The 20,600-nt window shown below is 39.7% G+C and carries 17 protein-coding genes; 8 read left to right on the forward strand and 9 right to left on the reverse strand.

Annotated elements, in window-relative coordinates; translation table 11 throughout:
• Positions 1-6 precede the first annotated feature (6 nt).
• Both ispA and xseB read right to left on the reverse strand, forming a co-directional pair.
• Complete coding sequence (gene ispA, locus J8L86_RS15170; protein ID WP_065108514.1) at positions 7-888, reverse strand: (2E,6E)-farnesyl diphosphate synthase; 882 nt, start codon at positions 886-888, stop codon at positions 7-9.
• 2 nt (positions 889-890) lie between these two features.
• Positions 891-1,127 carry an exodeoxyribonuclease VII small subunit gene (xseB, locus tag J8L86_RS15175; protein ID WP_055024984.1) on the reverse strand — a complete coding sequence of 79 codons (237 nt, stop codon included), beginning with the start codon at positions 1,125-1,127 and terminating at the stop codon, positions 891-893.
• A 414-nt stretch (positions 1,128-1,541) separates the two neighbouring features.
• Between xseB and pomA the strand changes: the two genes are divergently transcribed.
• From pomA to thiI, 3 genes are all read left to right on the forward strand, one after another.
• Positions 1,542-2,309 carry a flagellar motor protein PomA gene (gene pomA / locus J8L86_RS15180; RefSeq protein WP_055024983.1) on the forward strand — a complete coding sequence of 256 codons (768 nt, stop codon included), beginning with the start codon at positions 1,542-1,544 and terminating at the stop codon, positions 2,307-2,309.
• Between the two features lie 3 nt (positions 2,310-2,312).
• Entirely contained in the window at positions 2,313-3,245 is a 933-nt protein-coding gene (locus J8L86_RS15185; RefSeq protein ID WP_065108513.1) for a flagellar motor protein MotB, read from the forward strand.
• A 410-nt stretch (positions 3,246-3,655) separates the two neighbouring features.
• A complete protein-coding gene (gene thiI / locus J8L86_RS15190) occupies positions 3,656-5,110 on the forward strand; it encodes a tRNA uracil 4-sulfurtransferase ThiI (protein ID WP_065108512.1) in 1,455 nt (484 codons plus the stop codon).
• Positions 5,111-5,282: 172 nt separating this feature from the next.
• Here thiI and J8L86_RS15195 read toward each other — a convergent pair whose 3' ends face one another.
• A complete protein-coding gene (locus J8L86_RS15195) occupies positions 5,283-5,519 on the reverse strand; it encodes a hypothetical protein (protein ID WP_065108511.1) in 237 nt (78 codons plus the stop codon).
• A 181-nt stretch (positions 5,520-5,700) separates the two neighbouring features.
• On the opposite strand from J8L86_RS15195, the gene J8L86_RS15200 reads away from it, so the two are divergent.
• From J8L86_RS15200 to rlmM, 4 genes are all read left to right on the forward strand, one after another.
• On the forward strand, positions 5,701-6,612 hold the full coding sequence (locus J8L86_RS15200) for a transcriptional regulator GcvA (RefSeq protein WP_055024979.1): 912 nt from the start codon (positions 5,701-5,703) through the stop codon (positions 6,610-6,612).
• 145 nt (positions 6,613-6,757) lie between these two features.
• A complete protein-coding gene (locus J8L86_RS15205) occupies positions 6,758-7,492 on the forward strand; it encodes an alpha/beta fold hydrolase (protein WP_211030939.1) in 735 nt (244 codons plus the stop codon).
• A gap of 19 nt (positions 7,493-7,511) precedes the next feature.
• Positions 7,512-7,889 (forward strand): DUF423 domain-containing protein, encoded by a 378-nt coding sequence (locus J8L86_RS15210; protein WP_055024977.1) that lies wholly within the window; start codon positions 7,512-7,514, stop codon positions 7,887-7,889.
• A 212-nt stretch (positions 7,890-8,101) separates the two neighbouring features.
• Positions 8,102-9,193 carry a 23S rRNA (cytidine(2498)-2'-O)-methyltransferase RlmM gene (gene rlmM, locus J8L86_RS15215; RefSeq protein ID WP_055024976.1) on the forward strand — a complete coding sequence of 364 codons (1,092 nt, stop codon included), beginning with the start codon at positions 8,102-8,104 and terminating at the stop codon, positions 9,191-9,193.
• A 110-nt stretch (positions 9,194-9,303) separates the two neighbouring features.
• On the opposite strand, the gene J8L86_RS15220 is transcribed toward rlmM, so the two are convergent.
• Positions 9,304-10,314, reverse strand: a complete 1,011-nt coding sequence (locus tag J8L86_RS15220) for an isocitrate dehydrogenase (RefSeq protein ID WP_055024975.1) — start codon at positions 10,312-10,314, stop codon at positions 9,304-9,306.
• Positions 10,315-10,824: 510 nt separating this feature from the next.
• Between J8L86_RS15220 and J8L86_RS15225 the strand changes: the two genes are divergently transcribed.
• Positions 10,825-13,563: a prolyl oligopeptidase family serine peptidase gene (locus tag J8L86_RS15225; protein WP_247663449.1), complete on the forward strand. Its 2,739-nt coding sequence runs from the start codon at positions 10,825-10,827 to the stop codon at positions 13,561-13,563.
• 148 nt (positions 13,564-13,711) lie between these two features.
• On the opposite strand, the gene J8L86_RS15230 is transcribed toward J8L86_RS15225, so the two are convergent.
• The 5 genes from J8L86_RS15230 to J8L86_RS15250 form a co-directional block, all read right to left on the reverse strand.
• On the reverse strand, positions 13,712-14,179 hold the full coding sequence (locus J8L86_RS15230; protein WP_211030941.1) for a DUF3192 domain-containing protein: 468 nt from the start codon (positions 14,177-14,179) through the stop codon (positions 13,712-13,714).
• A 4-nt stretch (positions 14,180-14,183) separates the two neighbouring features.
• The gene (xni, locus tag J8L86_RS15235; RefSeq protein WP_065108507.1) at positions 14,184-14,960 is read right to left on the reverse strand and encodes a flap endonuclease Xni; all 777 of its coding nucleotides are present in this window, start codon (positions 14,958-14,960) and stop codon (positions 14,184-14,186) included.
• Between the two features lie 173 nt (positions 14,961-15,133).
• The gene (gene ppnN / locus J8L86_RS15240) at positions 15,134-16,516 is read right to left on the reverse strand and encodes a nucleotide 5'-monophosphate nucleosidase PpnN (RefSeq protein WP_211030942.1); all 1,383 of its coding nucleotides are present in this window, start codon (positions 16,514-16,516) and stop codon (positions 15,134-15,136) included.
• A gap of 34 nt (positions 16,517-16,550) precedes the next feature.
• Positions 16,551-18,107: a GGDEF domain-containing protein gene (locus J8L86_RS15245; protein ID WP_055026429.1), complete on the reverse strand. Its 1,557-nt coding sequence runs from the start codon at positions 18,105-18,107 to the stop codon at positions 16,551-16,553.
• 170 nt (positions 18,108-18,277) lie between these two features.
• The gene (locus J8L86_RS15250) at positions 18,278-20,437 is read right to left on the reverse strand and encodes a tetratricopeptide repeat protein (RefSeq protein WP_065108505.1); all 2,160 of its coding nucleotides are present in this window, start codon (positions 20,435-20,437) and stop codon (positions 18,278-18,280) included.
• Positions 20,438-20,600 lie beyond the last annotated feature (163 nt).

Here is a 20,600-nt window from a genome sequence, read left to right on the forward strand (position 1 = left end):
TCTCTTTTATAATCTTCGCGCAATGATATAGCGGGCGAAGTCTGCAATTAACTGGCTATTGTAGGTCAATTTAGCCAGCGCTGAAAGTGCATCGTTAATTAGTTTTTCGGCGCATTCATTAGCACCGTCAAGTCCAAGTAAGCTCGGAAAAGTGCTTTTGTTGGCTTCTTCGTCACTGCCTTGTGGTTTACCGAGCTCTTCGGTGCTGGCAGTGATATCTAAAATGTCATCTTGAACTTGAAAAGCTAAACCAATATTTTCGGCGAATTCTCTGATGATTTGCTGCTCTGTGTCAGAGGCATTAGCGGCAATTAACGCTAATTCTGCGGCGCAACTTATTAACGCACCAGTTTTTTTGTTATGTAATTGGGTCAGCTGTTCAATATTAATACGTTTATCTGTCGAACTCAGATCAATTGCTTGTCCGCCACACATACCACTATAGCCTGAGGCTTTAGCTAGCGCCGTTACCATTGCCAATTGTTGCTGTGGATTGATCCCTTCGACTGGCTGACAAATGAGCTCAAATGCCAGTGTTTGTAGTGCATCACCTGCTAATATCGCCGTTGCTTCATCAAAAGCAATATGTACCGTTGGTTGGCCTCGGCGAAGCGCATCATCATCCATAGCGGGTAAATCGTCATGGATTAATGAGTAAGCATGGACGCACTCAATGGCCGCTGCGGCATTATCGAGTATGCGACTATCAGCACCAAGCATTTCACCGATACTGTATACCATAAATGGACGAATACGCTTGCCGCCAAGTAAAGCACCATGAATCATTGCAGCTTTTAATTGGGGAGCATTGTCATCAAGTTCATTCAGTTTTGCTTCAAGAACTCGATTGACACGTTGTTGATATTTTTCAATAGCTTGGTCTAACACGCTTATTCGCCTTCAACGGTAAATGGGGTCAGATTTGTATCATCTTCATCAAGTAGGATAGATACTTTTTGTTGGGCTTGTTCAAGCTTAGATTGGCTTTGACGTACAAGCTTAATTCCGCGCTCGAATTGTTTGAGGGCATTGTCTAGTGTGACTTCACCTTGCTCAAGATCTGCGACGATGTTTTCAAGCTCCGATAACGATTCTTCAAAACTTAGATTCTCAGGTTTTTTAGCCACAATTATGATTCCTTCTGATTTGCGGATGACAAGGTATATCAGGGCGACCTAAGGGTCAAATTCAGTCGTTGTTTATTTGCTCAATAGCACGCTTTAAGACTGAAAATTTATACAATTAGTAAAAAATCTCTAAACTTGGGCTAAGTTTGACCGATAACTATAACGAAAGCCAGTTTCCTTCATTCGCATTCATTTAATTGATGGCCCACTCGTAAATAGTGACCTAATAATTGATGAATTTTTTAGCACTGGCCGTTATTTTATAATCGAATGCTGTTTTTTCAGTGTTTTTTGATATTTGAACTATTATCCCTGTTGCACAGGGTGTTACATTGATACTGAAAAGATAAGTGCTGCGTTGGTAGTGATTTATCAGCTAAGGCAGCATTTTAAGACTGCAATCAAGGAGACATTGTGGATTTAGCAACCCTAATCGGTTTGATAGGCGCATTTGCATTTATTATTGGGTCAATGGTCAGCAGTGGTGGTATTTCCATCTTTGTTGATGTGCCGTCGATTATGATCGTATTTATCGGTTCATTGTTTGTGGTCATGATGAAGTACAATTTAAAGCAGTTTCTTGGCGCTGTTAAAATTGGTGCTAAAGCTTTTATGTTCAAAATTGACAAGCCAGAAGATCTCATCGAGCAATCAGTCAATATGGCAGATGCCGCTCGTAAAGGTGGTTTCTTAGCTTTAGAAGAAGCGCAAATCACCAACAGTTTTATGCAAAAAGCAGTTGATATGCTGGTTGATGGTCACGATGGCGATGTCGTACGAGAAGCCTTAGAAAAAGACATAGCCTTGACCGAAGAACGTCATAAAACCGGTATCGGCATTTTTAAATCTTTAGGTGATGTAGCACCTGCAATGGGGATGATCGGTACCTTGATTGGTTTGGTTGCCATGTTATCAAACATGGATGACCCGAAATCTATTGGACCATCGATGGCTGTGGCATTATTAACCACACTTTACGGTGCAATCATTGCCAACATGATTGCTATTCCAATCGCGGATAAATTGCAGTTAAGAATGAGTGAAGAACTCCTCAATCGTAATTTAATCATGGATGCTGTATTAGCGATTCAAGATGGTCAGAATCCACGTGTAATTGAAGGATTTTTGAAAAACTACTTAGCTGAAAAACAACGTCAAATCGATACCACGGACGGAGAGTAACTCATGGCCAAAAAAGCCAAGTGTAATTGTCCGCCACCTGGCGCCCCTTTATGGCTAGCGACATTTGCTGATTTAATGTCGCTGCTAATGTGTTTCTTTGTACTGTTGCTGGCTTTTTCAGAAATGGATGTGATGAAGTTCAAGCAAATTGCCGGTTCAATGAAATACGCCTTCGGGGTGCAAAATAAAGTCGAAGTGAAAGATATTCCCAAAGGTACTTCTGTGATTGCGCTGGAGTTTCGCCCAGGCAAGCCCGATCCAACCCCGATTGAAATTATTAACCAACAAACCAATGAGATGACTCAACAAACGATTGAGTATCAAGCAGGTGAAGATGCCAGTGCTGGCGGCGTTCAAAAGCAACAAGGTGAAAACCGAGGCGGCAATTCTTCTGCGACTGCGCAGCAACAAGCTCAAGCTCAGCAATCTCAAGCTTCATCAGAACAAGAGAATATTAACGATCAAGTTAAGAAAATGGCTGAAAAGCTCAATGAAGAGATTGTTGATGGTGCCATAGAAATTGAATCATTAGGTCAGCAAATTATTATTCGAATTCGTGAGAAAGGCTCCTTTGCTTCGGGATCTGGTTTTCTACAGCCTCGTTTTAAGCCTGTGGTTCGTTCAATTGGTGAGTTATTAAAAGATGTCCCTGGTATTGTCACGGTTTCGGGGCATACAGACGGAATGCATATTAGTAATGAGCTTTATAGCTCTAACTGGGACTTGTCTAGTAAACGTGCTGTTGCTGTCGCCCATGAGCTAGCAAAAGTGAAAGGGTTTGATGAAGCGAGAATGCAAGTGGTTGGTATGGCATCCAACGCGCCGTTAGTACCCAATGACTCTAACCAAAATCGCAGTCGTAATCGTCGAGTGGAAATTGCCATTGAGCAAGGTAAAGCTAAAGAGTCAGATGAAATTGAGGTTATGACGCCATAGTTTTTTGTACCATAGTTTTTTGAATCATAGTTTTTAGCGACATACAGTGGCTTAATAATAACCTATGATTGGATTATCATCAGTGGCGTTTTTGTTAAGTTTGTTGTTTTGATTATTGTTTTTATGGTGAGTTATCAAGCCGTTTTAGTATCAGATTAATTCTGTTATTACTGCGGCTTTTTTATTGGCCTGAAGCCTGATAAATCAATAAGCCTGTGCTCAAATCTGGTGATTTATTGTGTTTGGTAAATAGACAATTTTTGTTATAATCCCGCCTTTAATGGCTGGTTGCTTTTCCAGCCATCATTTTTAAGCCTTTTTACATATTAAATTTTGATATATTTTTGTTTTATATCATTGGTTTAGTTTGCTAGTAAGGTAATACCGAAACAGAAGCCCGCGGAAATCCAATGAAGTTTATCGTAAAGCTATACCCAGAAATCATGATGAAAAGTAAAACGGTGAGAATGCGTTTTACTAAAATCCTTGAAACAAACATTCGCAATGTACTTAAAAAAGTTGATGACGATGTAAAAGTGCAACGCCAATGGGATCGTATCATGATCCACGTAGCGAGCGATGAACAAGCAAGAATTGATGCGATTTCAGCTAGATTAGAATGTATCCCTGGTATTGCTCATGTGATTCAAGTTGATGAATACTCATTTGAGTCAATTGATGACATTTACCAGCAAGTTTTGCCTGTATATAAAGATGAACTAGCAGGTAAAACCTTCTGTGTACGTGTTAAGCGAACAGGTAAACATGATTTCAATTCAATTGAAGTCGAACGTTATGTCGGTGGTGGTTTAAACCAGCACACTGACGCTGTTGGCGTGAAGTTAAAAAATCCTGATATGACAGTGAATCTTGAGATTGATCATGAAAAGCTATACATGGTTGTACGTCGTATTGAAGGTCTAGGTGGCTTCCCTATGGCCACTCAAGAAGATGTGTTATCACTTATTTCGGGTGGTTTTGATTCTGGTGTTTCTAGCTATCAGTTTATCAAAAAGGGCGCACGTACACATTACTGTTTCTTTAACTTAGGTGGCGCTCAACATGAGATCGGCGTTAAACAAGTTGCTTACCACTTATGGCAAAAGTATGGAGAATCTCATAAAGTTCGCTTTATCACAGTGCCTTTTGAGCCAGTTGTAGAAGAGATCCTTGAGAAAATCGATAATGGTCAAATGGGCGTTATTTTAAAGCGTGTGATGATGCGTGCAGCCACTAAAATTGCCGAGAAGTACGGTATTCAAGCACTAGTTACAGGTGAAAGTCTCGGTCAAGTTTCAAGTCAAACCTTGACTAACCTCAATGTAATCGACCGTTGTACCGATTTATTGATTCTGCGTCCACTGATCACCATGGATAAGCAAGATATCATTAATGAAAGCCGTAAAATTGGCACAGAAGATTTTGCTAAAGCTATTCCTGAATATTGTGGTGTTATTTCACAGAAACCAACAGTGAAAGCCATTTTATCTAAAATTGAAGCTGAAGAATTGAAGTTTTCAGAAGATCTTGTCGATAGAGTCGTTAATGACGCTGTCGTGATTGATATCAAGCAAATTGCAGAAAAGGTCGAAACAACGGTAAGCGAAACTGAAACAGTCGCTTCAATCGATAACGACGAAGTAGTTATTGATATTCGTGCTCAAGATGAAGAAGAGCAAAATCCGCTAAAAATAGCTGATACAGAAATATTGAAGATCCCTTTCTTCAAACTAGCCACTCAATTTGCAGACTTAAGTAAAGAAAAAACTTACCTATTGTATTGCGATCGTGGTGTGATGAGTAAATTACAAGCTCTGTATTTAACTGAGCAAGGCTACACTAACGTTAAGGTTTACCGTCCTTAATTGATTCGTCGATTCGAATTATTCGGATAAACTATGTTAATGCTAAATAGCCATTAGATTAATTCTAGTGGCTATTTTTTTACCTGAAATAGCTGTGAATATTGAATATAAAAAAACCGCATTACCAATAAAATGGTTAATGCGGTTTTTTTGAAACGGTTTTTACAGTAAATTAATCAGCAATACGTGTTTCAGCCGTTTTGATTGTCGCTTTGTCTGCGTTCTCTTCGGTTAGCGTGTTTTTCACGTTAACATCGATGTTGTTTTGCATTTCATTCATGCTTTGCTCAAGTTCAGCATTAATTGATGCTTGAAGGTCGCTGATATCAATTGTGGTATCATTTGCTGTGGCCATAAATGCACATGAAGAGAGTAAAGCAGCTGTTGCTAACGTTGTTAAGTTAAACATAAAGGGTCGCCTCCTAGGTGACAAATCACACTGTCGGACACTCCCTTATTACCTGGTAGAGATTGTCCAACTCACTAAATTTCAATGGTTATAATTTAAACGAACACAGTGTTCTTTACAAACGACAAAAAATAACGATAATCATTAGAAAAACTAATTAAAAAACGAGAGATTGATCACTATGTCGAGAAGATTGCCACCTTTGAATGCAGTCAAAGCATTCGAGGCTGCTGCGAGGCACTTAAGTTTTACTCGAGCGGCAGAAGAGCTATTTGTCACGCAAGCAGCAGTCAGTCACCAGATAAAAGCACTGGAAGATTTTTTGGGCTTAAAACTATTTCGACGCAAAAATCGCTCGCTATTATTGACTGAAGAAGGTCAAAGCTACTTCCTCGATATCAAAGATATTTTTATCCAATTAGGCGAATCTACCGATAGGCTATTAGCCAGAAGCGCGATTGGTTCGTTAACGGTAAGCATGTCACCAAGCTTTGCAATTCAATGGCTTGTGCCAAGACTTGCAAAGTTTAGTGAGAAAAACCCAGACATTGATGTGCGAATTAAAGCTGTAGATAGCGAGGTCGACTCATTGACTGATGATGTCGATGTCGCGATTTATTATGGTCAAGGTAATTGGCCTGGGCTACGTGCAGATAAACTCCGTAATGAAGTGTTAATTCCTGTTTGTTCGCCGCTGTTATTGAGCGGTCCTAAGCCGCTTGAAAAACCCAGCGATTTAAAAAATCACACCTTATTACACGACTCGAGTCGTCAAGATTGGCAGGCTTGGTTTAGACAATGCGGGATTAGTGAAATTAATGTTAATTCTGGTCCTATCTTCAGTCATTCATCATTAGTATTGCAAGCTGCGGCTCATGGTCAAGGTGTGGCATTGGGGTATAGCGTATTGGCAAGGCCTGATATTAAAGCCGGTCGACTTGTGTGTCCGTTCTCGGAAGTATTAGTCAGTAAAGATGCTTATTACCTTGTGTGTCAGCAGAGCCACTCAGAGCTCGGAAAAGTGGCAGCTTTCAGAGAATGGATGGTAGATATGTTTGCTGAAGAGTCACGCAGTGAGTTATTAGCTGGTTAGATAAATAAGTCGTTACTTTCTAGAAGTGATTTATTACTTGCTGTGCTTTAGCTGCACAAAACTATGAGGCGTTGAAAGCAAAGTGTTGCAAAGAGGCCTCAGCTTACCATTCAACAATTATTCATCAATAAGTGAACCCCAATCAATGACAAATAAGTTGTGCTCTAGTGAAATCAATGGTCAAGCAATAGAATATATTTTACAAGGTGAGCAGAGCAAAACCTTAGTGGTTTTTGCCCATGGTGCTGGCGCTAATATGCATCATGAGTTTATGGAGGCTGTGGCATCTGGACTTAGCCAAACTGGCGTTCAAGTGTTACGTTTTAACTTTTTGTATATGCAAGCCAACATGCAAGATGGCAAACGCAGACCTCCAGATAGGGCGCCAAAACTACTCAATCATTTTCAACAAGTATTGCAGCAAGTACTAGCGCAAAATAAACAGCAAACCTTAGCGGTTGAGAATATCATTTTGATGGGGAAATCTATGGGGGGCAGAATGTCGGCCATATTGATGACGCCAGAGTTAGGTGAAATGGAGAAGGTCGAACTTGTACCTGAATTTTCTGAGATCGCTAAATTGATCAAAGGCGTGATTTGCCTTGGTTATCCTTTTGTTCCATTAAAAGGTGGAGAACCTAGGTTAGCACCAGTCAATGATTGCACTGTACCGTTATTAGTTATGCAAGGAGAGCGGGACAAATTTGGCGGTAAAGAAGAACTCCCGCAATGGCCTTTAAACAAGTCGATTAAAATACAGTGGATTAAGGATGGCGATCATAGTTTTAAACCACGGAAGTCGTCAGGGACCACATTAGAGGATAATCTGCAAACTTGTATTCAACAATGTCAGCATTTCATTAATGCACATATAAATTGATCATTTAAAGGCAATCATGATGAAAAAAGGTTTACTACTTTTAGCAGCGCTAAATGGTTTTTTAGCCGTTGCGCTTGGCGCATTTGGTGCACACGGATTAAAAAATATTGCCTCACCAGAGTTAATTGCCATTTTTAATTTAGGCGTTGATTATCACTTTTATCATACCTTTGCGATTATCGCTGTTGCGTTTGCAGGCCATTGGATCTCGTCAAAGTTACTTGATTGGGCGGGGTATCTGTTTTTTATCGGCATCTTACTGTTTTCTGGTTCATTGTATCTTTATGCCTTTACTGGGGCTAAGTGGATCGGTCCAATAACTCCAATGGGTGGTGGATGCATGTTAATTGGTTGGATATTATTTGCAGTTGCCATTGCTAAGTATCAGAAAGATTAATGAGTTAACCTACTGAAAAGCAATATGAGTTTATTAAAAGCAGCCGAAACATCGTTTTAGCTGCTTTTTAGTTTCTGTATTTCTCGTTTCATTTCACACAGAATTATGAATTTTGCGTATAATGCAGCCCAGCAAACTATTTTTAATCACAAGCACTGGCGTCATTATTCTAATGGAACGTACAGTCTCGTTATCGACACCAAAGGTTCATCATGAAAAACCTATTTTTATTCTGCCGTGCGGGCTATGAGAAAGATTGCGCAGCAGAAATTCAACAGCGTGCAGCTGAATTGAATATTGGTGGTTTTGTAAAAACCAATACCAATGATGCTTATGTTATTTTCCAAAGCTTTGAAGAAGATGGTGGTGAACAACTAGCAAAAAGAATTGAGCTCAACTCTTTGGTGTTCGCGCGACAAATGTTTGCGGCAAATGATTTACTAAAAGATTTGCCAGAATCAGACCGTGTCTCTCCAATTGTTGCAGCTTTAGCGGAAGTGTCAAAAGCGGGGGAGTTACGTGTTGAAACGCCGGATACTAATGAAGCGAAGGAATTATCGGGTTTTTGTCGTAAGTTTACCGTGCCACTAAGGCAAGGTTTGAAAAAGTCAGGCTCATTGCTTGCTCAAGAAAATGACAAAAGACCCATTATTCACGTTTGTTTTGTTGGACCAGGTCAAGCGTACGTTGGTTACTCACTGACTAATAATAGCTCGCCTCATTTTATGGGGATCCCACGTCTTAAAATGGCGGCTGATGCACCGAGCCGGTCAAGTTTGAAATTAGACGAAGCATTTGGGCACTTCTTAACAAAAGAAGAACAAGAACAGCGCTGTCGCTCAGGTCTTCATTCTGTTGATTTAGGGGCATGTCCTGGCGGTTGGACCTATCAGCTCGTTCGCCGCGGTATGTTTGTCGCCGCTGTTGATAATGGTCCTATGGATCAAAAGTTGATGGATACAGGTCAGGTTCGTCACTACCGTGCTGATGGTTTTCGTTTTGAGCCACCAAGAAAAAACATTTACTGGTTAGTGTGCGACATGGTTGAAAAGCCTTCACGGGTTGCAGAGCTTATGGAAGCATGGGCGATAAATGGTTGGTTTAAAGAAGCTATTTTTAACCTTAAGCTACCAATGAAAAGCCGTTATAAAGAAGTTAGGCAAATCCTTGATACTATGGCTGAGATTTTAAAAGAAAACGAAATCGAAGATTTTAAAATCCAATGTAAGCATCTTTATCATGACCGTGATGAAGTGACAGTGCATTTATGGGTTAAACCAAATACACCATGGAACTTTAATTAATCCTTGAAGCGATATTGGCATTTTTTGTGATGTTTATTGTTTCAGCTATAAAAAAGCCCTTAGTGAATCTCACTAAGGGCTTTTTATTATCTATTTAGCTTAATGAAAGATTAGCCTAAACGGTCAATAACGGCTTGAGTGAAGTCAGTCGTACCGTGTGTACCACCTAAATCGCGAGTCGTACGGTCGCCTTCTTCGATCACTGCAGATACTGCACTACGGATCATTTCAGCTTTATCAGCCATACCTAGATACTCAAGCATTTGGATAGATGCAAGAATAACTGAAGTTGGGTTTGCTAAGTTTTTACCCGCAATATCAGGTGCACTGCCGTGTACGGCTTCAAAAATCGCAGCGTCGCTACCGATGTTAGCACCAGGTGCCATACCTAAACCGCCCACTAAACCTGCACATAAGTCAGATAAAATGTCACCGAATAAGTTAGTTGTTACCAATACATCGAAATTTTCTGGATTCATGACCAACTTCATACATGTTGCATCAACAATCATTTCTTCAGTTTCGATATCTGGGTAACGCTGGCTTACTTCACGCGCCACTTTCAAGAATAAACCAGAAGTCGACTTCATGATGTTTGCTTTGTGAACAATCGTTACTTTTTTACGGTTTTCTTTACGAGCAAGCTCATAAGCGAAAGTGGTAATTTGTTCAGCACCTTGGCGAGTAATGATACTAGTTGCTTCTGCAGTAGCACCATCTTCAGATACTTTTTGGCCTAAACCAGAGTACATACCTTCGGTGTTTTCACGAACGGTGATGATATCAATATTGTCGTAACGCGCTTGAGTACCTTTAAACGAAAGCACTGGACGTACGTTTGCGTATAAGCTGAACTTTTTACGCAAGCTAACATTGATAGAAGTAAAGCCTTCACCCACTGGAGTGGTTAATGGACCTTTAAGAGTGATACGGTTTTTTTCAATAAGGTCTAAGGTACGCTGAGGTACTAATTCACCTTGTTTTTCTAAAGCGGCTAAACCGGCGTCTGCAAATTCATATTCAAAGTCGCAACCAGCTTTGTCGAGAATCTTTAAAGCGGAATCGATAATGCTTGGTCCAATCCCGTCACCTGGGATTACGGTTATAGTACGTTTTGGCATGGATAGTCCTTCCACCTAGTAGTTACTGCATTTCTCTGTTCACGTTAACAAGCTTGTAACAGAACGATTTACTAACGTTTTAATGCGCCGCATTTTAACGAATTTAGAATTTTTTTTACAGGATTTAGTGAGTTTAATCACATATTTTTTGTATTTTTTAAGTTAATCCTCAGCTGATTGCTTTAATATGTTCACAATAGCGTAAATTTAAGATTCAATTAGCGTCATAAATACACTTTACATGTTGCAAAAAGGTTGGCGCGGCAATGATTTTACCTGAGTAGCTTAGGTAGATAAGAATATTTTTACAGACGACTTTGGTCTAACAGGTTAAAAATGCACCAGTAAATAGCTGGATGGTTTACCTCAACATCACTCAAGTCGATTAAATGTTAGCTCGTATTCATTGCGTATGTGTCAAAGCGCTTGATTGAATAAAGATCCATTTGTTTAATTGCTCGATAATAATAACTCACGAGGATGACTTTGAAGTTACATACATTTCTACCACTGACGTTACTCGCCGCGTCCGTTGCAGTAAACGCTGCGCAGCAGCCAAAAACGTTAAGCTTAAATGACATCATGCATTTTGAAACCCTACAACAGCCTGTTATTTCTGATAATGGTCGTGTTATTGCGGTTGAAGCGATGCCTGATCGAGGCGACAGTCGCGCCTTAGTGAATATTGTCGCGACTCAAAAACAGTACGTTATTGATGGTGGTTCGGCACTTCAGCTTAATAGCCAAGGCTCTTTTGCAATAGCGAAAATTGAGCCGAGTTTATTATCTGCAGAGACCCTCAAAAAGTCTGAGCTTCATAGTGGTTTGGTATTGCTAAATACCAGCACTGGAGAACAGCAGCAGTTTGAAAAGGTAAAACACGCAGAATTTAGCCCTAATGGTGAGTTTGTCGCGATATGGTTTGAAGCTGAAAAATCCGAAGAGGCTGATAAGGGGGCGGATAAAGACGATAAAGCCAAAGTTGATGAGAAAGACACTGGCAGTAAAATCAAACTTATTCATCTAGCTGATAATAATGCTCATGAGTTTGAGCATGTGACACAGTTTGCTTTTGACAGAGTCGGTAAAAACTTTGTTGTTGCGAGCAACGATATCAATAATCAGCGCCACACCATTAAAAAAATTAATTTAATCAATAATACCTTAAACCAACTACACCAAAGCCAAACTCAACAATTTGGAGAGTTAAGCGTATCTGACGACGGATTATGGCTTGCGTTTACCAGTGGTGATGCCGCCGTTAAGCGTGATGAACGTGAGTATCAGTTATCTATTATTGATTTGAAAAATAGTCAGGTTAAGCCAACGCCTACAACGGATGAATGGACACTTAATCAATATTCAAAAATCTTCTTCTCAGAAGATAGTTTGCGGTTATTTGTAGGTCGAGTACCACAGGTTGATAAAGTGGTTTCTTTACCTGAAATAAAACAGCAAGCTGATTTGTTTGATACTGAAATCGTAACCGGCTTACGAAACCTGAAAGTATGGCACGGGGATGATCCTAAAATTAAGCCCCATGAAGTCAAACAATACAGTAAAGAATTACAACGTACTTACTTAGCTGTTCTTCACGTCAATGCCAACCGTATTGTGCAACTAGCAGATAAAGATGTACCAAATGTGCAATATGGTGAGCAAAAACGATATCTATTGGCCACATCAGATGTGCCTTATCAAAAAATGATCACTTGGGCTGGTTTTTATCAAGATGTGTATTTAGTGGACTTAAATACAGGCCGAAAGCAGCAGCTTTTAACCCAGCACCCAACGAATGAAATGCCGACGCTATCACCTAATGCGAGATTTGTGGCTTATTATCAGCAAGGTCAGCTCTTTCTCTATGACATTGCAGGAGTAAGAAGACATACCATCTCTAAAGACATTAGCGTGAGCTTTGCCAATGAAGATCATGACTACCCAGGTAATGCACCGAGTTATGGCTTTGGCCCTTGGTTAGCTGATGGTTCAGGTATTATTGCTTACGACAAGTATGATGCTTGGCAATTTAGCAGTGCATCATTCGATGGCTTTATGCTGACGGCCGGTGAGGGGCGTAAAACCAGTACGCAAATGAGAATTGAAGGGTTGTATGAAGACAAGAATGTCCCAGCAACGATAGCACAGCAGCAAACGCTGTTGGTGCATGGTTACAACGAAAAAACCAAAGCGGATAGCTTATACAGTGCCGTTGTGGGTGTGCCTGGGTTAACAACCTTGATGGAAACCGATGCGAAAGTGAAAGTGCTAGCAAAAAGTAAAAATGCTGACACTATCGTGTATTCAAAAGAGCGTTATGATCTTTATCCTGATCTTTACAGCGCTGACATTGCAGCACCGCAAGATGGTGTTAAGCAAACTGCGTTAGATAAACAGCGAGATGATTTTAATTGGGCCAGTGCCGAGCTAGTGCAATGGCGTGATGCAGATGGCCGATTAACTGATGGTGTATTGATCAAGCCGACTAATTATCAAGAAGGTAAACAGTATCCTGTTATGGTGTATTTCTATCGCTTTATGAGCGACCGATTACATTCATTCCCGCATATGGCTATTAATCATCGTCCTAACTTCGCTTGGTACGCTGACAATGGTTATGCGATTTTCTTGCCGGACATTCGATTTGAAGTTGGCTATCCAGGTGCATCAGCGGTTAAAGGGTTAACTTCTGGTGTGCAAAAGTTAATTGATATGGGCATTGCAGATCCTGATGCTGTCGGTATTCAAGGACACTCATGGGGTGGTTATCAAACTGCATTTGCGGTTACCCAAACCAATATCTTCAAAGCAGCTGTAACGGGTGCCCCTGTATCTAATATGACGAGTGCATACAGTGGTATTCGTCATGGTTCTGGTTTAGCTCGACAGTTCCAGTATGAAACAGGCCAAAGTCGAATTGGAGAAAGTTTATTTAACTCCCCACAAAAATATATTGAGAACTCACCAGTATTTTATGCTGAACGTATTCAGACACCAATGATGATCATGTTTGGTGATAAAGATGATGCGGTGCCATGGGAGCAAGGCGTTGAGTTATACCTTGCAATGCGACGTACTGGTAAGGATGTCGTGTTTTTACAATATGAAGACGAGCCGCATCATTTGAAGAAATATCCGAATAAACTCGACTATACAATCAGAATGAAGCAGTACTTTGACCATTATCTTAAAGGTGCTAAAGCCCCTGAATGGTTAGAGAAAGGTGAGGCTTATAAAGAGTATCAATAACAGTTAAATAGACTGAATTTTGATTAATAAAAATGCCACATTATGTGGCATTTTTTATGGCTAAGGTAACCTTGCACACTATTGTGGCTCATTAGGTTGACAGTCGAATTCTCGTTTTAAAACTGAGATGTTAGGGTCAATTGCTAGATTACTTTTCACCTTCTGATAAAGGGGCTGTAAGGTCATCAGAATCTGTTTCGGCGACTGCAGGGGGAGAAGCTGGGATGACATTATTTAAAATGGGAATTTGTAAAAACTGATCGTAAGTCTCTTGTCCCCACGCAATCAATTTTCCATTTTTAAATAACAATGGTGTGCACTCATCTTTAGTGGTGATGCCGTCAGATTTAACATGATGGGTTCGATAAAACATGATCTGAAAGTTAGCGTTGTCAGTTGCTTTCGCTTCGGTAAAGTCCGCTCGACCCATTAATTTTCTAATGTTCTCAATAGGCTGGCCTATATTGATTTCACTGAGCATATTGTGATTAAACTCTTGTCTTTCTTGCCAACTTCTATCTTCTGGTTTCGGTTCATAAACCATCACAACGGCAATTGCGAAGACGATGTAGGCAATGAACATGGAGGCGATGATAAAGGACATTTTTGAATTCATTTGCTTAGGTGTTCCTTTCGCTATTGCTAATGACTCTGAATTGTTTGAGATTGATATTGAGGGGCATATGACATTGCAGTTGGGCTAACTTGTAACTCACTCTCGCCATGTCTTTACCATCAATGAGCTTTTGCGCTTGTTTTGCACCTAAGTTATCAATGGACTTGTATAGGTTTGCTAAGCTTCTGAACTTATTTAATAAATCGGCTGCTGACTTAGGCCCAATACCTGCTATCCCAGGTACTTTATTGCCGCTGTCTCCAGCTAGCGCGATAAAATCAAGTATCTGACTTTGTTGTACAGCAAGCTTTTTTTCGTATTCAGTTAAATCGAAATATTGCTGTTTGAAGTGATCCCATATGACGATATTGTCATCAATGATTTGGCTGAAACCTTTATCAGTAGAGACGATAATTGCTTTACCTTTATTTTCAGTGATTTTAGTCGCTAGGGTAGCGATGACATCATCTGCTTCTGAGACGGCGTCATGAGAATGTATATGTGCTTCAGAAAGCGCCGCTTTAATATCGGCTAATCCCGATTTTAAAGGCGTAGGCATCGGCTTACGCCCTTTTTTATATTCAGGGTATAACTGTTTTCGCCAAGATTCTTCATCACCATCCCAGACAACAATCGCATGGGTGGGCTCATGGTGAACTAACAGTTTTTTGGCTGCGGCTAACGTACGTTCTTTGACGCTGGCAATATCATTTTCATCTGGTAGTACTGCATGAATACGTCTAACAAGGTTCAGACCATCAATGATCAACAGTTTGTTCATGTTTATTTTCGTCGCTGGTGGTAAGGCTCAAGTGAGCCCACGTTAGATTGAATAGTTTTAGCTCACCATATAGGTGATTAAATTCAGTTTTAATTTATGATGACTAATCATATAGCTATTTAACGTTTTGTTAAACAATCACCACCATTAAAGCGACAGATATTGACGGAACTCTATTGGGATTCCGTTTCATTTTCCGTTTTATTCATTATGCGATAGCAAGGCACGTATGCACTGCCTGGTAATTTCATTCGTTGCTGGCTAACAAATGCATTGAGCAGTTTATCCATCATCATCATTAATTGCTTGTCACCGCGGATCTCAAAGGGGCCTCGCTCTTCAATGAGCTTTATGGTGTCTCCTTTCACATTGCCAGCGACTATCCCTGAAAAAGCACGTCGAAGGGTCGCTGCTAGCTCGGCCTTATTAGGCTGGAAATATAAATGCAGGTTTTGCATCACTTCATGGGTCGGATCGAATGGTAGCTGAAACTCGGGCTCTATTTTTAAAGACCATTGATATTGATATGCATCGCCCAATTCTTTACGGCTATTTTTAACGGCTTGCATACCTTGTTTCATGATTTGTCCTACTTTGACGGGATCATCGATAATGATTTGGTATTTAGCTTGAGCGTCAGGTCCTAAAGTGGCCCCAATAAACGCATCGATCTCGGTAAAGTAATCGGCACTCTCAATGGGACCTGTGAGTATCAAAGGGAAGGGTAAGGATTGGTTAGCATTGTTAAGTAAGATACCTAAAATATAAAGCAGTTCTTCGGCTGTGCCTGCACCACCAGGAAAGATAACAATACCATGGCCTAGCCTCACAAAGGCTTCTAAGCGTTTTTCGATGTCGGGTAAAATCACTAGCTCGTTAACAATTTGATTCGGCGGTTCTGCGGCGATGATACTTGGCTCAGTTAAGCCAATATAACGAGCGTTTTTAACCCTTTGCTTAGCATGACCAATGGCTGCTCCCTTCATGGGTCCTTCCATTGCTCCAGGGCCGCAACCTGTACAAATGTCGAGTCCACGCAGCCCAAGTTCATAGCCCACTTCACGGGTATATTGATATTCAATAGGATTGATACTATGGCCTCCCCAACAAACGACGACATTAGGATCTTTCATTGGTGAGATGACTCTTGCGTTGCGTAAAATATCGAACACAACATTGGTGATATGGCTCGCATTAGTAAGATTGATGTGTTTGAGATTGTCGTATTTATTGTCGATATAGACGATGTCTCGAAGAACGGCGAAAAGATGCTCTTGAATTCCAGCGATAATCTCGCCATCAACAAAGGCTTGCTCTGGCGGATTAATCAATTCAATTAATAAGCCTCGTTCACGCTGGAGAACATTGATGTCAAAATTGGTGTATTTATCAAATAGGGCCTCAGAATTATCACTTTGTAATCCTGAGGCAAGCACTGCAAGGGCGCAGTTTCGAAGTAGTTGGTATAAATCACTCTTAGCGCTTTGTTTGAGTCGATTAACTTCCATTTGTGAAAGTTGATCTAAACTTCCGCGAGGGCTTATTTTTACTATCATATGCAACTCCTCTTGAGATGAGTTGCATCGAAGGTTAGATATCGATTACGACTCTATCTCTGCCATTGTGTTTGGCTTTGTATAGGGCTGCATCGGCACGTTCAAAGGTTTCTTCGATACGTTCATTTTCCATTACTTGCGCAGCACCTATTGATAATGTAACTGTAATTCGCTGATTTTTAAATTTAAATGGAATATTCTTAATTTTCTCTCTGACACGATTTAATAATAAACCAATATTGTCTTCATTGACTTCAGGAAGTAATAAAACAAATTCTTCACCGCCGTATCGTGCGACAAACTCGCTTTCTCGCAATGAGTTTTTTAGTGCCATAGCAATGACTTGCAATGTTTTATCACCGGTGCTGTGACCAAAGTTATCATTGACTGATTTAAAGTAATCTATGTCAGTAACAGCAACCCAAAGCGGTGCATTAAAACGCTTATGGTTGCGATATTCTTGCTCCATTCTATCTTCAAGTGCGGTTCTGTTAGGCAATTGTGTTAATGGATCAAGTAAATTAAGTTTTTGATGTTCAAATAGTTTTTCTTTATAACTATTTGCCTCTTTGGTAATACTGGTTAATTCCTTTCGCATTGACTCAATGGATTTTCTGAGCAGTGTTTGCTCTCTGTTTTCCAATGCTTCTTTACGGCTTAGCGCATCTTTAAGCGAAGATAATTGAATTGTCAGCGCTGTCTTTAATGCGTTTAAATCATCTGACTCAATTAAAATGCCATCGGCATTGTCGACACGTAAGTTAATCTCTTTGTTCAGCTGGCTTTTTATTTGCTGTGAACGTTCATTGTTATTAGCCGTGTTACTTACCACATCTCTAACGACACTAATGGCATCATTTAAAGCATATAAAAAGTCTTGGGATGCTGTTTTTTCACGTGCGATGTTATTGAGTAAAAGGCTTAATATTGTTTGATACGACTCAAGTAGGGTATTGAGTTTAATATCACCCATTAATACTTCTTTCATGACCAAAATTTGATCACGCTGTTCTTTTCTAAATTCTATCTCAGAAATTTTTTGGGCTAGCTCTTTGGCTAAAATAAGGTGCTGAGGCAAAATAACGTGTTCATCAGTACCTGCAAATTGCTTTTGTAAAATATGCTCGTAAAAGCCGATGACTTGTTCAACTTTAGGGATGTACTCCCAAATGGTATGAATCGGTTTATTGAGATCTTTTTTGAAGTAATTAATTTCTTTTTTAATTTCTTCTGGGGCGGAGTCTACACGTTGAATTTGGCTGATAACTCGAGAAAGGCTGGTGCGGCTTTCTTCAAGTTGAGTCATTGTATGATTGTATTGACCTTTTAATAGGCGCTCTATTTCAACGAGCTCAGGCAAGGCCTCATCAATTTGATCATAACCTTGTAAATGATGTCTTAGCTTGGCTAATCGATTATCAAGTTCTAGATTTTGACCTTTACAGGCAAGGCTTAAATGACCTAAAAATTGAATTAGGGTGCGTAATTTTTCATTACGATCCTCATGGATTTCTTCAAGCGCCAACTTGGCAGAGTTTAGTTTCTGTTTCAAAAGTGAAACTTGTGACACTGCCGTCGAAGAATCTTTCATGCTTATGAGCTTCCTAAATCAATCAAATAACTAACAACATCAATCACCTATTTGATTGATTAGTGACGTTTATAATACTGTATTTGGTATTTTTATAGAAATAATATTAATAACTATATACCTATATCGGCCGCTGTGGACGAAAGATTAATGATGTTTGTGTTTATTGGTTAATTTGTAGGCCATTTTATCTCAGCGATAGGTCTATTACTTTCAGCTCTGATAATGCCTCTTTGCAATGCATGAGTAAGGTTTAAATATAAAGGTTTGAAAAAGATGGCCGCTGGAGCAAAGTTCAGTGTGCGTATACTGACGTAAGTACTACCTTTATCAATGGTTTTTGCTGCTGCAAGGGCATATTGTACCGTTTCAAATTGAAGGTCGTTGGTAAGGCGTAAATCAGGGTTTGCCAATAAAGGGAGATTAATATGACCCATGATGCATTCAAGGGGGTCATGTTTTACTACCGAGTAATTAGGAATATTGGTATTGATTGCTAAATCTTGCGAAGCCAAACTTGCCTCAATCTTTTTGAGTGTTTCATTAGCTGTGAATGTTTCTTTAAAGCAAAAAGCAAATTCGCCTGGCTTAATGACATAAACACATGCTGGAAGGTCTTTCTCAAATTGCTGGATTAAGCTTTCTGTAATTAATTTTGATTCCGATAGCCCAAAGTCAATATCTAAATCGGTTAGTGCTTTGATGTTAACTAAGGCAATGGTTTTAGGCGATGTGCCAGTGGACATGCAGTCAAGCATTCCTCTGTAGCCCTTTACTTCGGTGAGTGGATCTTGAATGACTTTGGCGGTTAATGACTGTTGTTTTTGTTTTAATGTATTAATTCTTTTTAAGCTATATAACCACACAAACGACAAAATAAAGATAGCGGCCAGTAGAATGATAATCGCCATTTGCTGATCTTTACTGCTCTTGATATAGCCATTTAACTTGTTTTGATAAACGTTTATTTCAAATTTGAGCTTTTCTTCATTCAGGTTAGAGTTTACGGCTTCATCCACAATATTTTCTTGCTGTTCATTATCTATCGCTACAAGCTTATCCATCATTTCAAGCGCTGAGGAATCATCTTTTATCCCGCGGTAAGCTTTGGAAAGAAAAGAAAGGGCCTCTTTTTGCGCATCAATAAGTTGCTTCTCTTCTGCAATGACTAGCGCGGCCTTGGCATGAGTAATCGTTTCTTCCCATAAGGCTTGTTTTGACATCACTTCAGCAAACAGCAACTCGTTGTATACCAGATAATGCATGACTCTACGGCTTTTAAAAATCTCGTTAGCCATTTTCAAATAACTGACAGAAGACGGGTAGTTGTCTAGATACATGTACGCTTCGCCAATATTATGGAAATTTAGCCCTTGGCTAATAACCTGATTATTTTTTTTATCGAGCTGTTGTGCATTTAAATAATAATCAATGGCTTTATTCCATTGTTTTTGGTTGCCGTATACCATGGCGATGACTGTCATGGCATTAGACTGTAAGGCTTCATGTCCTAATTCTTGAAAGCTAATGGCAGCTTCATTTGCATTTTTTAATGCTTCATCCCATTGGCCTAAATCTCGATAAGCCCTTGAAAGCTGAAATTGAGCGTGAGCTTGAATTACTGGGTAATTCAATCGATTGGAAATTCGATAGGCTTCGCTATGATGCTGCAGCGCTTTCGCTAGCTGGTTTTTACCAGTGTAATATTTACCAATAGCGGTTTCAGATTGGGCAATAAAATAGTCATTTCGCAGCTGGTAAGCAATTTCTCGATAACTTTTATAATGATATAGGGCTTGGGTATCTTGCTTTAATATGGCATGAAGGCTACTTAAACCGCCATGTAAAACAAATTGTAAGGTGAGGCTGTGCTCATCACGTATTGAAGCGATTTTCTTCAAGGCTTCTTTAAATAATATAATAGATTGTTTGTACTGTTGATCTTCTATACCGCGAAACTTTGCTTCAAGTAGCAATATCATCGCTTCTTGCATTGGGGTTACTGCAATTGATTCTAACTGTTGAGTCAATAAACGGGAGTTTTCAGTTTTATTTGGTGTTCTGACAACCGTTTCCATATACAGACGAGCCAAAGTTTCGAGGTCTGCTTGTAATTCATCTGGCGTATATTTGAGTTCTTTTGCTATTAACTCAAATTCTTGGCGGTTATTGAATGAAAGCGGAAATTGTGTTCGAACTAATAGTTGGTCAAATAGCGCTTGCGGTGTTTCATTAAATTCAATTTCACGTTCTTGTGGATCGATTGCTAATGCCGGAATTGAAATTATTAATAAAATAAAGGCCAAGCAGTTTGGTATCAATTTTCGCATGTAAGAACAGTGACCTTATTATTTTGTAAGCTTTTGTTGGAAGTGGGTGAGCCTACAATAAGCTCTTGTTATAATACCACCTCATTTAATGTAATATTTATTACAACAAATCTATATGATGTTGAAAACGCTTAACTACAGCGTGTAAAAATATAACAAGAAT

The sequence above is a fragment of the Shewanella sp. MMG014 genome (assembly GCF_018100775.1).
GTDB classification, from domain to species: Bacteria; Pseudomonadota; Gammaproteobacteria; order Enterobacterales; family Shewanellaceae; genus Shewanella; species Shewanella japonica.

Excerpts from the sequence above, each read along its gene's own strand:
- J8L86_RS15210 (WP_055024977.1), top strand. The coding sequence starts at position 7,512 with ATGAAAAAAGGTTTACTACTTTTAGCAGCGCTAAATGGTTTTTTAGCC.
- ppnN (WP_211030942.1), bottom strand. The coding sequence starts at position 16,516 with ATGATAGTAAAAATAAGCCCTCGCGGAAGTTTAGATCAACTTTCACAA.
- J8L86_RS15205 (WP_211030939.1), top strand. The coding sequence starts at position 6,758 with ATGACAAATAAGTTGTGCTCTAGTGAAATCAATGGTCAAGCAATAGAA.
- J8L86_RS15200 (WP_055024979.1), top strand. The coding sequence starts at position 5,701 with ATGTCGAGAAGATTGCCACCTTTGAATGCAGTCAAAGCATTCGAGGCT.
- xni (WP_065108507.1), bottom strand. The coding sequence starts at position 14,960 with ATGAACAAACTGTTGATCATTGATGGTCTGAACCTTGTTAGACGTATT.
- thiI (WP_065108512.1), top strand. The coding sequence starts at position 3,656 with ATGAAGTTTATCGTAAAGCTATACCCAGAAATCATGATGAAAAGTAAA.
- J8L86_RS15220 (WP_055024975.1), bottom strand. The coding sequence starts at position 10,314 with ATGCCAAAACGTACTATAACCGTAATCCCAGGTGACGGGATTGGACCA.
- rlmM (WP_055024976.1), top strand. The coding sequence starts at position 8,102 with ATGAAAAACCTATTTTTATTCTGCCGTGCGGGCTATGAGAAAGATTGC.
- J8L86_RS15245 (WP_055026429.1), bottom strand. The coding sequence starts at position 18,107 with ATGAAAGATTCTTCGACGGCAGTGTCACAAGTTTCACTTTTGAAACAG.
- J8L86_RS15230 (WP_211030941.1), bottom strand. The coding sequence starts at position 14,179 with ATGAATTCAAAAATGTCCTTTATCATCGCCTCCATGTTCATTGCCTAC.
- J8L86_RS15195 (WP_065108511.1), bottom strand. The coding sequence starts at position 5,519 with ATGTTTAACTTAACAACGTTAGCAACAGCTGCTTTACTCTCTTCATGT.
- J8L86_RS15250 (WP_065108505.1), bottom strand. The coding sequence starts at position 20,437 with ATGCGAAAATTGATACCAAACTGCTTGGCCTTTATTTTATTAATAATT.
- J8L86_RS15185 (WP_065108513.1), top strand. The coding sequence starts at position 2,313 with ATGGCCAAAAAAGCCAAGTGTAATTGTCCGCCACCTGGCGCCCCTTTA.